At 60.9% G+C, this 15129-nt stretch carries 13 protein-coding genes; 3 read left to right on the plus strand and 10 right to left on the minus strand.

Going from position 1 to position 15129, the window contains the following annotated elements:
- Nucleotides 1-38: 38 nt before the first annotated feature.
- The 5 genes from AC07ZE_RS28275 to AC07ZE_RS28295 all read right to left on the minus strand — a co-directional run bounded on the left by AC07ZE_RS28275 (nt 39) and on the right by AC07ZE_RS28295 (nt 7193).
- Nucleotides 39-1064 carry a putative 2-aminoethylphosphonate ABC transporter substrate-binding protein gene (locus AC07ZE_RS28275; RefSeq protein WP_207267632.1) on the minus strand — a complete coding sequence of 342 codons (1026 nt, stop codon included), beginning with the start codon at nt 1062-1064 and terminating at the stop codon, nt 39-41.
- 40 nt (nt 1065-1104) lie between these two features.
- Nucleotides 1105-2829 (minus strand): putative 2-aminoethylphosphonate ABC transporter permease subunit, encoded by a 1725-nt coding sequence (locus AC07ZE_RS28280; RefSeq protein ID WP_207267633.1) that lies wholly within the window; start codon nt 2827-2829, stop codon nt 1105-1107.
- Complete coding sequence (locus AC07ZE_RS28285; RefSeq protein WP_207267634.1) at nt 2829-3905, minus strand: putative 2-aminoethylphosphonate ABC transporter ATP-binding protein; 1077 nt, start codon at nt 3903-3905, stop codon at nt 2829-2831. The genes AC07ZE_RS28280 and AC07ZE_RS28285 overlap by 1 nt, the downstream gene beginning before the upstream one ends.
- A gap of 155 nt (nt 3906-4060) precedes the next feature.
- Nucleotides 4061-4924 carry a LysR family transcriptional regulator gene (locus AC07ZE_RS28290; protein WP_207267902.1) on the minus strand — a complete coding sequence of 288 codons (864 nt, stop codon included), beginning with the start codon at nt 4922-4924 and terminating at the stop codon, nt 4061-4063.
- 13 nt (nt 4925-4937) lie between these two features.
- A complete protein-coding gene (locus AC07ZE_RS28295; protein ID WP_207267635.1) occupies nt 4938-7193 on the minus strand; it encodes a heavy metal translocating P-type ATPase in 2256 nt (751 codons plus the stop codon).
- Nucleotides 7194-7278: 85 nt separating this feature from the next.
- Here AC07ZE_RS28295 and cadR point away from each other — a divergent pair, with 85 nt between their 5' ends.
- Nucleotides 7279-7728, plus strand: a complete 450-nt coding sequence (gene cadR, locus AC07ZE_RS28300; RefSeq protein ID WP_007987649.1) for a Cd(II)/Pb(II)-responsive transcriptional regulator — start codon at nt 7279-7281, stop codon at nt 7726-7728.
- Nucleotides 7729-7790: 62 nt separating this feature from the next.
- On the opposite strand, the gene AC07ZE_RS28305 is transcribed toward cadR, so the two are convergent.
- The 3 genes from AC07ZE_RS28305 to AC07ZE_RS28315 all read right to left on the minus strand — a co-directional run bounded on the left by AC07ZE_RS28305 (nt 7791) and on the right by AC07ZE_RS28315 (nt 10502).
- Nucleotides 7791-8762, minus strand: a complete 972-nt coding sequence (locus tag AC07ZE_RS28305; RefSeq protein ID WP_207267636.1) for a thymidylate synthase — start codon at nt 8760-8762, stop codon at nt 7791-7793.
- Nucleotides 8763-8810: 48 nt separating this feature from the next.
- Nucleotides 8811-9623 (minus strand): prolipoprotein diacylglyceryl transferase, encoded by an 813-nt coding sequence (lgt, locus tag AC07ZE_RS28310; protein WP_095196328.1) that lies wholly within the window; start codon nt 9621-9623, stop codon nt 8811-8813.
- Nucleotides 9624-9719: 96 nt separating this feature from the next.
- Complete coding sequence (locus tag AC07ZE_RS28315; RefSeq protein ID WP_207267637.1) at nt 9720-10502, minus strand: sulfite exporter TauE/SafE family protein; 783 nt, start codon at nt 10500-10502, stop codon at nt 9720-9722.
- Nucleotides 10503-10625: 123 nt separating this feature from the next.
- On the opposite strand from AC07ZE_RS28315, the gene AC07ZE_RS28320 reads away from it, so the two are divergent.
- A complete protein-coding gene (locus tag AC07ZE_RS28320; protein ID WP_207267638.1) occupies nt 10626-11372 on the plus strand; it encodes an NRDE family protein in 747 nt (248 codons plus the stop codon).
- 131 nt (nt 11373-11503) lie between these two features.
- Here the strand turns inward: AC07ZE_RS28320 and ptsP are convergent, their stop codons facing one another.
- Both ptsP and AC07ZE_RS28330 read right to left on the minus strand, forming a co-directional pair.
- Nucleotides 11504-13783, minus strand: coding sequence for a phosphoenolpyruvate--protein phosphotransferase (ptsP, locus tag AC07ZE_RS28325; protein WP_207267639.1), 2280 nt, complete (start codon nt 13781-13783; stop codon nt 11504-11506).
- A 22-nt stretch (nt 13784-13805) separates the two neighbouring features.
- Entirely contained in the window at nt 13806-14285 is a 480-nt protein-coding gene (locus tag AC07ZE_RS28330; RefSeq protein ID WP_007897732.1) for an RNA pyrophosphohydrolase, read from the minus strand.
- Between the two features lie 143 nt (nt 14286-14428).
- On the opposite strand from AC07ZE_RS28330, the gene AC07ZE_RS28335 reads away from it, so the two are divergent.
- Nucleotides 14429-15085 carry a histidinol-phosphatase gene (locus AC07ZE_RS28335; protein WP_207267640.1) on the plus strand — a complete coding sequence of 219 codons (657 nt, stop codon included), beginning with the start codon at nt 14429-14431 and terminating at the stop codon, nt 15083-15085.
- Nucleotides 15086-15129 lie beyond the last annotated feature (44 nt).

Below are 15129 nucleotides of genomic sequence, written 5' to 3' on the forward strand. Positions count from 1 at the left end.
GCGGGCCCGCGAAGAGGCCCGATCAGGCACTGAAGATCTTACTTAGCCGCCACTTTCTCGGACTTGCCGTCATAGCGCTTGCGCCACTCGGCCAGGATTTCGTCGCGGTTCTTCGACGCCCAGGCAAAGTCGTTCTTGATCAAACGCTGCTCATAGTCAGCCGGCAATTCGGTCTGTGGCTTGGCGATACCCGGTTGGGCGAGCACAGCGAAGTTCTGTTTGTACAACTCCATTGCCTCAGGACTGGCCGAGAAGTCCGCGAGCTTCTTTGCGGCGTCTTCATGGGGTGTGCCTTTGATCACGGCAGTCGCTTCGATCTCCCAGCCCAGCCCTTCTTTCGGCAGGATGATGTCCAGCGGCGCGCCCTGGCGCTTCAGTTGTACAGCCGGGTATTCAAAGGAAATACCAATCGGGAATTCACCCGCCGCTGCCAGTTTGCAGGGTTTGGAGCCGGAGTGAACATACTGGCCGATGTTCTGGTGCAGGTCGTCCATGTACTGCCAGCCCTGCTTCTCGCCGAAGGTCTGCAACCAGGCGCTGACGTCGAGGAAACCGGTACCGGACGAGGCTGGGTTAGGCATGACGATCTTGCCTTTGTACTCAGGCTTGGTCAGGTCTTGCCAGCTCACAGGTTTGGTCAGGCCTTGCTTTTCGGCTTCGACGGTATTGAAGCAAATGGTCGCGGCCCACACATCCATGCCGACCCACGCCGGCGGGTTGGCGGCATCGCGGTAGTTGCCGCCGATTTTGCCCAGGTCCTTAGGTGCATAGCTTTGCAGCATGCCTTGCTGGTCGAGGATGGCCAGGCTTGAAGCCGCTAAGCCCCATACGGCGTCGGCTTGTGGGCGGTCTTTTTCGGCGAGCAATTTGGCGGTGATGATGCCGGTGGAGTCGCGCACCCATTTGATCTCGACGTCCGGGTTGGCTTTTTCGAAGGCCTGCTTGTAGGTCTTGAGTTGCTCGGCTTCGAGGGCGGTGTACACCGTCAACTCGGTGTTCGCCGCAAAGGCGTTCAGGCTGAAAGCGGTGAGGACAGCAGCGGCCAGGGCCATAGGCTTGAACATGATCTTTTCCTGTTTTTGAGTTGAGGGGGTTTGTACGGAGTCAATGACCGGGCGTGGTCTGTCGCCAAGCCTGTGAGCGGCGCAGCAGGCCACGCGAAGCCCAGGCCAGCAGCAGGGACACGCCTGCCGAGGTGAATAGAATCAGGGTCGACATCGCCGCCGCGCCGCCGACGTTGCCGGCGTCGTCCATGTTCAGTACCGCCACCGCCGCGAGGATGGTGTCGGGGCTGTAAAGGAAGATCGCTGCCGAGACGGTGGTCATGGCAGAAACGAACAGATAGCGCACGATGTCCAGCAGCGCCGGCAGGCAAATCGGCACGGTGACCCGCAGGTAATGCCGGTAAAGCGGCGCCTTTAGCGACAGCGCGGCTGCTTCGAACTCGGCGTCGAGCTGGCGCAATGCGGTGGTCGCGGTCATTTGCGCGGTGGTCAAATAGTGAGCAATGGTGCAGACAACCAGCAGGGTCATGGTCCCGTAGAGCACGTGTAGCGGATTGCTGGTGAGGTTGAAGAAGAAGACATAACCCAGGCCAAGCACCAGACCCGGTACCGCCATCGGTACGAAACTGAGCATGCGCAGCGTCAGATTCAGTCCCCGCTGGCCCTTGGTTTTTTCCATCAGGTAGGCACCGGTGAAGATCAGCACACTGCCGATCAGCGCCGTGCACAACGCCATCTTCACGCTGTTGCCGTAGGCCAGCCAGCCACCGCCCGCCGTGTCGTTGAACTGGTAGTGGTTCAAAGACAACGACAGGTTGTATGGCCAGAATTTCACCAGCGACGAGAACACTGCCATGCCGAACACCATCAGCAACGCAGCGCAAATCAGCAGCACGATGACCAGGTAACAGCCGTCACGCAGCTTCGACGGCGCCGGTTTGAAAACTTGCGCCCGACCGCTCATGGAATCGCCATGACGGCGACGCAACCAGGCGTCGACGCCGAAGCTGCACAGCGCCGGCAGCAGCAACACCATGCCGATCAAGGCACCTCGACCGAATTGCTGTTGACCGACCACAGCTTTGTAGGCTTCCAGCGCCAGCACTTGATAGTCGCCACCGACCACCACGGGCACGCCGAAGTCGGTAATGGTCAAGGTGAACACCAGGCAGAACGCGGCGAATACTGCCTGGCGCGTCGCCGGCCAGGTGATGCTGCGAAACGCTTTAACCGGACCGGCGCCCATGCTGGACGCGGCATCGAACAGACGCGCATCCGCCAGGGCCAGGGCTGACAGCAGAATCATCAACGCGTGTGGGAAGGTGTAGATGACCTCCCCCAGCACAATGCCCCAGAAGCCGTAGATATTGTCCGAGAGCAACCCACGCAGCATGCCCTGGTTGCCAAACAGATAAACCAGCGCAATGCCCGGCAGCATCGATGGCGCCATCAGTGGCAGCAACGAGATCCCGCGCCAGATGCCTTTGCCCGGAATCAGCGTGCGTTGCAGGGCGTAGGCAAACAGGTAGGCCAGCGGAACGACAATGGCCGCAACGCTGAGAGAAACCTTGAGGCTGTTACCCAGCAGCCAGTGGAAGTTGGCACTGGTCATCAATTCCCGCGCCGCCAGCCAGCCACCGCCCTGCCCGGCTTCGGAACTGAAGCCGCGCCAGAAGATGGCCAGCAACGGCATCAATACAGCGACGCCAAGCAACACCAGCAACAGGACTTTGCCGCCGACCACAAACAACCGATCACCGATCTCGGCACGAGAGACTGGCCGCACCTGCTTGCGCGGCAGCGGCAGCGCGATGTTCGCGCTCATCAGGCAAACACCTGCAGGCTGCGCGGTGGCAAGGCAACCATGATCTGCTGCGCACCGAGACGCGGCATGGCGTCCGGTGCCAGTTCGGCCAGCAAAGCGTGACCCGGCAGTTGATCGAGCTCGAAGCTCATGCGGCAGCGGTTGCCGAGGAAGGTGATTTCACGAACCTTGGCCGGGAACAGGTTTTCTTCGTGTACCACAGGGTTGACGTTGATGGCTTCGGGACGGCAGAACAAACGGCCCGAGGCGGTCTTGGCGCTGCCCTCGGCCAGGCGCAGGTTCATCCCACCGACCCGGGCGTGACTGTCGCTGCCGCTGTGGAATGGCAACCAGTTGCCCTGGCCGACGAACTCCGCCACGAATGGCGTCGCCGGGCGGTTATAGATTTCCTGCGGCGTGGCGTATTGCTCGACCTTGCCGTTGTTCATCACAGCGATGCGGTCCGCCATCAACATGGCCTCGTCCTGATTGTGGGTGACCATCAGGGTGGTGACGCCGAGCTCCCGTTGCAGTTGACGCAGTTCGGTACACAGGTGCTCACGGACACGGGCGTCGAGGGCCGACATCGGTTCATCCAGCAGCAACAACGACGGCGCCGGTGCCAAGGCCCGTGCCAGCGCGACCCGTTGCTGCTGACCACCGGACAATTGGCCTGGGTACTTTTTCTCACTGCCGCTCAGGCCGACCAGTTCGAGCATCTGCCCGACGCGCTGACGCACTTCATCGCGCCCCCTGCCGGCCAGGCCGTAGGCGATGTTCGCTTCGACAGTGAGATTGGGAAACAGCGCGTAGGACTGAAACAGAATGCCGTAGTCCCGAGCTTGTGGGGCCAGGTGGGAAACGTCGCGGTCGCCCAGGTACAACTCGCCGCGGTCCTGCCGTTCAAGACCAGCGATGCAACGCAACAACGTGGTTTTGCCACAACCGGACGGCCCGAGCAGACAGACCAGCTCACCGGCCGTCACGTCGAGGGACACGTTATCCAGTGCGGTGAAGGCACCGAAACGCTTGTGCACGCCGCGCACTGTCATTGGCGCGCCGGGGTTGGTCAGGGCAGTGGCGATCGAGTTGTTCATGGACGGACCTCATCTGGCAGATGAAAGCCATCCTAGGGTTGCAATGCGTCCGTCATATGGCAGTGAGGCAAAATCGGCCGATAGTGGTATTCGCGGATTTTGGTTAAATGATGCGCTGTCTGCTCGCGAAGGCGCCGGTACAGCCAACGCAGATCTCAGGCCGGGGACATTTCCTGCGCCACCCCCAAAAACGCCGCTGGTAACCGCGCGTTTTTGCGCTCCTTGAGGCAATACAAATACTCCGGCAGCAAGGGCGCATTCTCGATGGTAAGCACCCGCAACTGTGGATCGTGGGGCACTTCCTGGCGGGCGATGAGGCTGATGCCGATGTTGCGCAGCACCGCTTCGCGGATTGACTCGCGGCTGCCGATCTCCAGCAATGGCCCGACACCCACTCCGGCGCCGGCCAGCAACTCTTCGGTCAAGCGCCGGGTGGTCGAGCCCGGTTCGCGCATCAACAAGGTGTGTCCGGCCAGCGCGCTGAGCGGCACGTGGTCGTGGAACGCCAACGGATGGTTGCGATGCACCGCCAGCACCAGCGGATCGCGGCCGAGTACCCGTCGAATCAACCGCGCATCCTCCAGCAACTGCGACGACGCCGCGACATCGACCCGGTATTCCTCCAGCGCTTCGAGCACCTGCTGGGAGTTGCCGATTTCCACCGACACCGCCACCTGCGGCAGACGCTCGCGAAAGGTTTTCACCAGATCGAGGATGTAATACGGCGCCGTGGCGGCGATGCGCAATGTACCTTGAACCTGGCCGCTGTTACGCAGGAAAAACTCGATGTCGGCTTCCTGCTGCATCAACGCCTTGACCATCGGCAGCAGGCGCGCCCCTTCTTCGCTGACGCTGAGACGGCGCCCGCCACGGTAGAACAGTTCCACCGAGTACTGGCTTTCGAGGTTGCGAATCTGAGTCGTCACCGTCGGCTGGCTCAGGCCGAGCTTTTTCGCTGCCAGGGTAATGCTGCCCAGGCGGGCAACCATGTAAAACGCCTTCAGCTCGGCACTCAGCACAACCATCCCTCTTCTATTTGCGCAGCAGGCGCAAACCGTTGAACACCACCAACAGGCTCACGCCCATGTCGGCAAACACTGCCATCCACATGGTAGCGAGCCCGGCGAAGGTTACCCCAAGAAAGATCGCCTTGATGATCAATGCCAGGGCGATGTTCTGTTTGAGGATGCTCGAGGTCTGCCGCGACAGACGGATGAAGGTTGGGATTTTGCGGAGATCGTCGTCCATCAGGGCGACATCGGCGGTCTCGATGGCGGTATCGGTGCCGGCAGCGGCCATGGCGAAACCAATCTGCGAACGCGCCAGCGCCGGGGCGTCGTTGATGCCGTCGCCGACCATCCCGACGTGATGGCCCTGTGCATAAAGCGCTTCGATGGCTTGCAGCTTATCGGTCGGAAGCAAGTCACCCTGTGCCTGGTCGATGCCGACCTGCGCGGCAATCGCCTGCGCGGTGTGGACATTATCGCCGGTCAGCATCAGGGTTTTGACGCCCAGCTCGTGCAGTTGCTGGATCGCTTCGCGGCTGGACGCCTTCACCGTGTCCGCCACGGCGAACAGCGCCAACGGGCCGTACTGGTCGAGCAACAGCACCACCGACTTGCCCTGTTTTTCCAGGGCGAACAGCTTGTCTTCCAGCGCCGGCGAGCACAGACCCAGGTCTTCGACCAAGCGATGGTTGCCCAAGTGGTAGAGCTTGCCGTTAATCTCGCCGCGCACCCCGCGCCCGCCCAGGGCCTCGAAGTTATCCACAGCCAGCGGCGCCGATTGTTTATCCACAACCTCGTTGGCGATGGCCCGCGACACCGGGTGATCCGAACGAGCGGCCAACGCCGCGGCAATCACCGGGGCCAATGCATCGGCGGTGGGATCGAGCGAAAGGTAATCGGTCTGCACCGGCTTGCCATGGGTAAGGGTGCCGGTCTTGTCCAGGGCCAGGTAATCGAGCTTGTAGCCGCCTTCCAGATAAACGCCGCCCTTTACCAGAATGCCCTTGCGCGCCGCCGCCGCGAGGCCGCTGACGATGGTCACCGGAGTGGAGATCACCAAGGCACAGGGGCAGGCGACGACCAACAACACCAGGGCGCGGTAGATCCAGTCAAACCACAGTGCATTCATGAACAGCGGCGGAATCATCGCCACCGCCAGGGCCAGGAGGAACACCGCCGGGGTGTAGATTTTCGAGAAACTGTCGACGAATCTCTGAGTCGGCGCTCGCGCGCCCTGGGCTTGTTCAACGGCGTGGATGATCCGCGCCAGGGTCGAATGGTTCGCCGCGGCGGTCACGGCATATTCCAGTGAACCGGCCTGATTGATCGTGCCGGCGAACACTTTGTCGCCAACGGTTTTCTCCACCGGCAGGCTTTCACCGGTAATCGGCGCCTGATCGATGGTCGAATTGCCCACCAACACCTCGCCATCCAGGCCGATTCGCTCGCCGGGTCGCACCCGTACCCGCGCACCAAGGTCGATGGCTTTCACGTCTTGCGCGGCCCAACTACCGTCGGCCTGCAGCACCGTCGCCTGTTCCGGGGTCATCTGCATCAGGCCGCTGATGGCGTTGCGTGCGCGATCCAGGGATTTGGCTTCGATCAACTCGGCCACGGTGAACAGGAACATCACCATCGCTGCTTCTGGCCACTGCCCGATCAAGATCGCCCCCGTCACCGCGATGCTCATCAGCGCGTTGATGTTCAGGTTGAGGTTCTTCAGGGCGATCCAGCCCTTTTTATAGGTGCCAAGGCCGCCACTGAGGATTGAGATCAAAGCGATAACCGCGACTACCCAGTTCGGCGCGGCGCTGGTGAAGTGGATCACTTCCGCCACCAGAGCACCGGCGCCGGACAGTGCCAACGGCCACCAGGGCTTTTTCCCCGGTGTCGTTGCCGGTGCTTCGGCGCCCTGCTCCAGCGGCTCGGCCTGCATGCCAAGGGACTTGATGGCGTCGATGATCGGCGCGGTACTCGTCAGGTTGTGCGTGACACCCAGCACCCGATTAATCAGATTGAACTCCAGCTGCTGCACACCGGTCAGTTTTCCTAACTTGTTCTGAATCAGCGTTTGCTCGGTGGGGCAGTCCATCGCTTCGATGCGGAAACTGCTCAGCCGCGCATCGGCACTGGGCGCCTCGCTCAACTGGATCAGCGCGGGCGCTGCGACTTTCGACGAACAGCAAGTATCACCATGGCCACCCTGTACATGAGGCTTCACGGGTTTGAATGTGCTGCAGCAAGCATCTTCGGGTTTGTGGGTGTGCAGGGAATCGCTCATGGGTTTCGTCCATAAAAGTGCCTGTTGCCAAGTAAAGACCCTGTAGCCACTATAGGGTCAAGCACCCTTTTTGGAGATCGTCGTCATGAAGATCGGAGAGCTGGCGAAACTCACGGATTGTGCGGTTGAAACAATCCGCTATTACGAACGCGAAAACCTGCTGCCGGAACCGGCACGCAGCGATGGCAACTATCGTGTCTACACCCAGGCCCACGCCGAGCGCCTGACCTTCATCCGCAACTGCCGCACCCTCGACATGACCCTCGAAGAAATCCGCAGCCTGCTGGCCTTTCGCGACAGCCCGCAGGACCAGTGCGAAAGCGTCAACGCGCTGATCGACGAGCACATCCATCACGTCAAGGCGCGGATCGATGGGTTGCTGGCGCTCCAGACCCAACTGCTCGACCTGCGCCAACGCTGCAGCGAAGGACCGGATATCGATCAATGCGGGATTTTGCAGCGACTGGAAGTGAGTGGCGGGGTTGTTGCGACCGAGGTGGAGCATTCCCATGTGGGCCGCAGCCACGGCCACTGAGAGCACTATAAAACCACTGTGGGAGCAAGCCTGCTCGCTCCCACAGGTTTTACGATTTGTCTTCAGACCGCCATCGGCGCCGTCATCGGCGCATGGTGCTCGTAGCCTTCCAGCGAAAAATCGCTCGGCTCGACCCGTTCCAGCCACTCAGGCTGATAATCACCAGTCTTGGCAAACTCCGGCACACGGTCGGAAATCTTCAGTTTCGGCATCGGGAACGGCTCGCGCTTAAGCTGTTCGTTGAGCATGTCCAGGTGGTTTTCGTAGACGTGGGCGTCGCCGATGAAATAGGTGAACCAGCGCGGCGTGTAACCGGTCAGGCGACCGATCAGGCTCAACAGCGCGGCGCCTTCGGTGAGGTTGAACGGCGTGCCCAGGCCCAGGTCGTTGGAGCGGATGTAGAGCGTTAAAGAGATCTCTTTGGTCTCGACATTCGGGTGGAACTGGTACAGCAAGTGGCACGGCGGCAGGGCCATTTCATCGAGTTGGGCGACGTTCCAGCCGTGGAACAGGATGCGGCGGCTGCCCGGGTCCTTGATGATGGTGTCGACGCACTGGCGAACCTGATCGATGGCCTTGTACAGCACCACGTAGGCCTGGCCGTTTTCCTCGCCTTCGGCGATCTGACGGTAGCCTTGCTTCAGGGTCTGTTCGATGGCGGCCGGGTTGCTGACCGGAATCTGCTTGTACGCTGGCCATTTGCGCCATTGCACGCCGTAGATTTCGCCGAGGTCGTCTTCGCCCTGACGGAACGGGTTGGCCAGCCACTGGGCGTTTTCGTTGGCGTTCTGGTCCCAGACCTTGCAGCCCAGCGCACGGAACTCGGCAGCGTTGTTCACGCCACGCAGAAAACCGCACATCTCGCCGATGGCCGATTTGAAGGCCATCTTGCGCGTGGTGATCGCCGGGAAACCTTCCTGCAGGTCATAACGCAGCATCGCGCCAGGAAAGCTGATGGTATTCACGCCGGTGCGGTTGGCTTGTTTGGTGCCGTTCTTGATGACGTGGGCGACCAGTTCGAGATATTGCTTCATGAGTTACCTGTGTCCTTGAACCCGCAGCCATCGCTGCGGGGTTCGAATTTATACGGCTGCCGCTGGAGTGGCCGGAGCGCGGTGATACGCCAGCCAGATCAGGAACAGACCACCGACGATCATCGGCACGCACAAGACCTGACCCATGGTCAGCCAGTTCCAGGCCAGATAGCCCAGTTGCGCGTCCGGCACGCGGACGAATTCGACGATGAAACGGAAAATGCCATAGAACAGCGCGAACATGCCCGACACCGCCATGGTTGGCCGAGGTTTGCGCGAGAACAGCCACAGGATCAGAAACAGCGCCACGCCTTCCAGTGCAAACTGATACAGCTGCGACGGGTGACGCGGCAACTGCGCCGGGTCGCTGAACGGCGGGAAAATCATCGCCCATGGCACGTCGGTCGCCTTGCCCCACAGCTCTGCATTGATGAAGTTGCCGATGCGCCCGGCGCCCAGGCCGATCGGCACCATCGGTGCAACGAAGTCCATCAGCTGGAAGAACGACTTGTTGTTCTTCTTGCCGAACCAGAGCGCTGCCAGCATCACGCCGATGAAGCCGCCGTGGAATGACATGCCGCCCTTCCACACTTCAAATATCAGCGTCGGGTTGGCCAGGTAGGCATGCAGATCGTAGAACAGCACATACCCCAGGCGCCCACCGACGATTACCCCCATCGACATCCAGAACACCATGTCGGAGAGTTTTTCCTTGGTCCAGGTCGGGTCGAAGCGGTTCAACCGGCGTGACGCCAGCCACCAGGCGCCGCCGATGCCGATCAGGTACATCAAGCCGTACCAGTGAATTTTCAGCGGACCAATGGCCAGGGCCACCGGGTCGATCTGCGGGTAAGGCAGCATTGCGACTCCTTATTAGCGTTCAAATCTTCAAATTCCCGGGCGACGCTGTCACCTCAGGATTAAGCCAGGATTGCGCCGCGCGTCAGAGCAGATGCTTTAGGCTAGAAAGCTCAGACCAACGCAGAACAGCAAAGCCGCAAACAGTCTTTTCAGCAACTTTGGCGACAAATTGTGTGCCAGTCGCGCACCGAAGCGGGCAAAGACCATGCTGGTCAGGGCAATGCCCAGCACTGCCGGCAAATAAACAAAACCGAGACTATGGGCCGGCAACAGGGGATCGTGCCAGCCTAGAATCATGAAACTTAATGCACTTGCCAACGCGATCGGCAGGCCGCACGCCGACGAGGTCGCCACCGCCTGTTGCATCGGCACGCTGCGCCAGGTCAGGAACGGCACAGTCAGCGAACCACCGCCAATCCCGAAAATCGCCGAGGCCCAACCGATCACGCTACCGGCCACGGTCAGCCCGACTTTACCCGGTACGGTTCGACTGGACCGGGGTTTGAGGTCCAGCGCCAGCTGCGCGGCGATCACCAGGGCGAACACACCGATGATCTTTTGCAGGTTGGGTCCGGAAATCGCTTCGGCGGTCAGGGCGCCGAATCCGGCACCGATCAGAATGCCGGCGGTCATCCACACGAATATCGGCCAGCGCACGGCGCCACGGCGATGGTGCTCGCGCACGGCGTTGACCGAGGTAAAGATGATCGTCGCCAGTGATGTACCGACCGCGAGGTGCGTCAGGATCGACGGATCGAAACCTTGCGCCTTGAAACTGAATACCAGCACCGGGACGATAATGATCCCGCCACCGACCCCGAACAGCCCGGCCAGCACGCCTGCGCAGGCGCCTAGCGCCAGATAGAGCAGAAATTCCATGGTGCATCCCCAAAACCGGAGCGGCATGGTAACGGATGCATGGCCTCCGGCTCCACTGGATGACGATGGATACCCGCCCCCTGACTGCGTAGAGTGGGTAAAAAAACACACAAGGACCACCTTATGTGCCTGATTGTTTTCGCCTGGCGACCGGGTCATGCCCAGCCGCTGATCGTGGCGGCCAACCGCGACGAGTTCTATGCCCGCCCCAGCCTGCCGCTGGCGCCATGGCCCGAAGCACCACAGGTGCACGCCGGGCGCGACCTGGAGGCCGGGGGCACCTGGCTCGGCGTCAGCGCCAAAGGGCGGTTTGCCGCACTGACCAACATCCGCGATCCCCATCGCCCCCCAGGGCGCAAATCCCGGGGTGAACTGGTGGCACGCTTCCTCACTGGTGAAATACCGATCGATGACTATTTAGCCGACGTTGTCGCACGTTCACCGGAATACAGCGGATTTAACCTGCTGGTTGGAAATTCCCATGAGCTCTGGCACTTCAATGCCCGGGAATCGGAAGCCGTGACGCTGCCTCCCGGGGTTTATGGGCTGTCGAACGCCGGGCTGGATACGCCATGGCCAAAACTGCTCAAGGCCAAGGCCGCATTGAACGAAGTGCTGGACGATCCGCACCCTCAGGCACTGTTGGCGTTGCTCAGCGATGCCCAGCAAGCACCGTTTACCGATCTGCCGGACACCGGCGTGGGGCTGGCCACCGAGACGCTGCTGTCGAGCGTGTTCATTGCCAGCCAGAGTTATGGGACTCGGGCAAGTACGGCGTTGATTGTGCAGGCGGACGGCACGCTGCAAATGGTTGAAAGAAGTTTCGGGCCGTATGGCGGGCATCTTGGGGAAGTGGAGATTCTGCTTTAGATCGTTGCTGTCAGCTCGGACTTCTTCGCGAGCAGGCTCGCTCCCACAGGAGTTCTCGATCGGTCACAAAATTTGTGTTCACTCGAGATCCCTGTGGGAGCGAGCCTGCTCGCGAATAGGGCGCCGCAGGGTTAGTGAGGCTTGATCGCCGCCGGATTGATCATCCGCGCCAACCCGAGGTTCTTCAGCGCCAGTTGCAGCGAGCTGTGGATCACTTGCGGGTTGTCGATGGTCATTAGCTCAGCCAGTAATTCCCTGGCCTTGCTCAGATTGATCTGGCGCAACATCCACTTCACTTTCGGCAAGTTGGTGGCGTTCATCGACAAGCTGTCGAAACCCATCGCCATCAACAGCACGGCCGCCGCCGGATCACCGGCCATCTCGCCGCAGATACTCACCGGCTTGCCTTCGGCATGGGCGTCACGCACCACGGTTTGCAGGGCTTGCAGCACCGCCGGGTGCAGGTAGTCGTAGAGGTCGGCCACCCGCGGGTTGTTCCGGTCCACGGCCAGTAGATACTGGGTCAGGTCATTGGAGCCGACCGACAGGAAGTCCACCTGCCGCGCCAGTTCCTTGGTCTGATACACCGCCGCCGGAATCTCGATCATCACGCCAATCGGCGGCATCGGCACGTCGCAGCCTTCGTCGCGCACTTCACCCCAGGCCCGGTGGATCAGGTGCAGGGCTTCTTCCAGTTCATGGGTGCCGGAGATCATCGGCAGCAGAATCCGCAGGTTGTTCAGGCCTTCACTGGCCTTGAGCATGGCACGGGTCTGCACCAGGAAGATTTCCGGGTGGTCCAGGGTCACGCGTATGCCGCGCCAGCCGAGGAACGGGTTGTCTTCCTTGATCGGGAAGTACGACAGCGACTTGTCGCCGCCGATGTCCAGGGTACGCATGGTCACCGGTTGCGGGTGGAACGCGGCGAGTTGCTCCCGGTAGATCGCCAGTTGTTCCTTTTCACTCGGGAAACGCTGATTGATCATGAACGGCACTTCGGTGCGGTACAGGCCGACACCTTCGGCGCCGCGCTTCTGTGCCCGCGCCACGTCCGCCAGCAGGCCGGTGTTGACCCACAACGGCATGCGATGCCCATCGACCGTGATGCAGGGCAGATCGCGCAGCGCATCGAGCCCCAGGGCCAGTTGTTTTTCTTCCTCGACGATTTCGGCGAACTGCTTGCGCAGCACGTCGCTCGGGTTGGTATAGACCTCGCCGTGGTAGCCGTCGACGATCATCTGGATGCCGTCGACCTTGGAGTACGGCAGGTCGACCAGGCCCATCACCGTCGGAATGCCCATGGCGCGTGCCAGGATCGCCACGTGGGAGTTGCCGGAACCGAGTACCGAAACCAGACCGGCCAGCTTGCCTTCCGGCACCTCGCCAAGCATCGCCGGCGTCAGCTCTTCGCTGACCAGAATAGTGTTGTCGGGGTAGACCAGGGTTTGCTGACGCTCTTCCTGCAAATAAGCGAGCAGGCGACGCCCCAGGTCCTTGACGTCCGACGCACGCTCACGCAGATAGGCGTCGTCCATCAGTTCGAAACGGTTGACGTGATCGGTGACCACCTGGCGCAAGGCGCCTTGCGCCCACTGCCCGGTCTTGATCACAGTGGTCACTTCGCTGCCCAACGCCTCGTCGGCGAGCATCATCAGGTAGACGTCAAACAGGGCGCGCTCTTCGGGGCGCAATTGCGTGGCGAGCTTGGCGGACAGGGTGCGCATGTCAGCGCGCACACCTTCGATCGCGGTCTTGAACAACCCGAGTTCGGCTTCAATGTCGCTGATGGTCTTGTCGGGAACCACATCCAGGTCGGCCGGTGGCAGCATGACCACTGCGGTGCCGACCGCCGCACCCGGTGACCCTGGCACGCCGACGAACTTGGCTTCTTGAATCCCTTTGCCCTGACGGCCCAGGCCACGGATCGAACCGGTGGCCTCGGCGTGGGCGATTACCCCGGCGAGTTGCGCGCTCATGGTCACGAGGAAGGCCTCTTCACCTTCATCGAACTGGCGGCGTTCTTTCTGCTGAATGACCAACACGCCGACGACGCGACGGTGGTGGATGATCGGCGCCCCGAGGAACGAGGCGTAGCGCTCTTCGCCGGTTTCGGCAAAGTAGCGGTAGCGCGGGTGATCCGCGGCGTTTTCGAGGTTCAGGGGTTCTTCACGCGTGCCGACCAGGCCGACCAGACCTTCATTGGGGGCCATGCTGACCTTGCCGATCGAGCGCTTGTTCAAGCCCTCGGTGGCCATCAGCACGAAACGGTTGGTCTCGGGATCGAGCAGGTAGACCGAGCAGACCTGGCTGCCCATGGCCTCTTTGACGCGCAACACAATAATCCCCAACGCCGCCTTGAGATCCTTGGCGGAGTTAACTTCCTGGACGATCTTGCGCAGCGTATTGAGCATGGCTCGGGGTCGAACTCCGTCGTCAGTCGCGCGCTAAAAGGCGCGGGGCAAGCTCTTTGAGAGCGCGGCGATACACCTCGCGCTTGAATGTCACCACCTGGCCCAACGGATACCAATAGCTGACCCAGCGCCAGCCATCGAATTCCGGTTTACCGGTCAAATCCATCCGCACCCGCTGCTCGTTGGAGATCAGGCGCAGGAGAAACCATTTCTGTTTCTGGCCGATGCACAGCGGTTGGCTGTGGGTCCTGACCAGACGTTGCGGCAAACGATAGCGCAACCAGCCCCGGGTGCAGGCGAGTATTTCAACATCTTCGCGCTCCAGGCCCACTTCTTCGTTCAACTCGCGGTACAAGGCGTCTTCCGGCGTCTCCTGGGGGTTGATCCCGCCTTGAGGAAACTGCCAGGCATCTTGATTGATTCGGCGAGCCCATAGCACCTGGCCAGCATCATTCGTAAGAATGATCCCGACATTAGGACGGAAACCATCGGGGTCGATCACGGCAACAACCTCGCAAACGCATGTCGCCGCATTGTTCCACAAAGGTTGTGAGGGCAGCAACGCGCCGGACTACGTTATGTGCACTCTTGTGAAAAGTCCGTATTCTGGATGCCTCTCTACAGACTTTTCAGCGAGTAACTGCAATGCGGCTGGCTTTATTCGACTTGGACAACACCCTTCTGGGCGGCGACAGCGACCACGCCTGGGGCGACTATCTTTGTGAGCGCGGCTTCCTCGACGCCGTTGCTTACAAGGCGCGCAACGACGAGTTCTATCAGGATTACCTGGCTGGCAAGCTGGATAACGACGCCTACCTGAACTTCTGCCTGCAAGTGCTTGGCCGTACCGAAATGGCCACGCTGGACCAATGGCACAACGAGTTCATGCGCGATTGCATCGACCAACTCATGCTGCCCAAAGCCTTCGAACTGCTGGCCCAACACCGCGATGCTGGCGACAAACTGGTGATCATCACGGCGACCAACCGCTTCGTTACAGGTCCCATTGCCGAGCGCCTGGGCGTCGACACCCTGATCGCCACTGAATGCGAAATGATCGATGGCCGCTACACCGGGCGCAGCACCGATGTGCCGTGCTTCCGTGAAGGCAAGGTGACGCGGTTGAATCGTTGGCTGGAAGAGACAGGGCACAACCTGGAAGACAGTTACTTCTACAGCGACTCGATGAATGACTTGCCGCTGCTGGAACAGGTGACGAATCCGATTGCGGTTGATCCGGATCCGAATCTGCGCGCCGAAGCCGAGAAGCGCGGCTGGCCGGTAATTTCGTTGCGCGATTGAAATCGCTTTCGCGAGCAGGCTCGCTTCCACAGTGGATGTGTGAT

It is taken from the genome of Pseudomonas sp. GW101-3H06, from assembly GCF_059424605.1.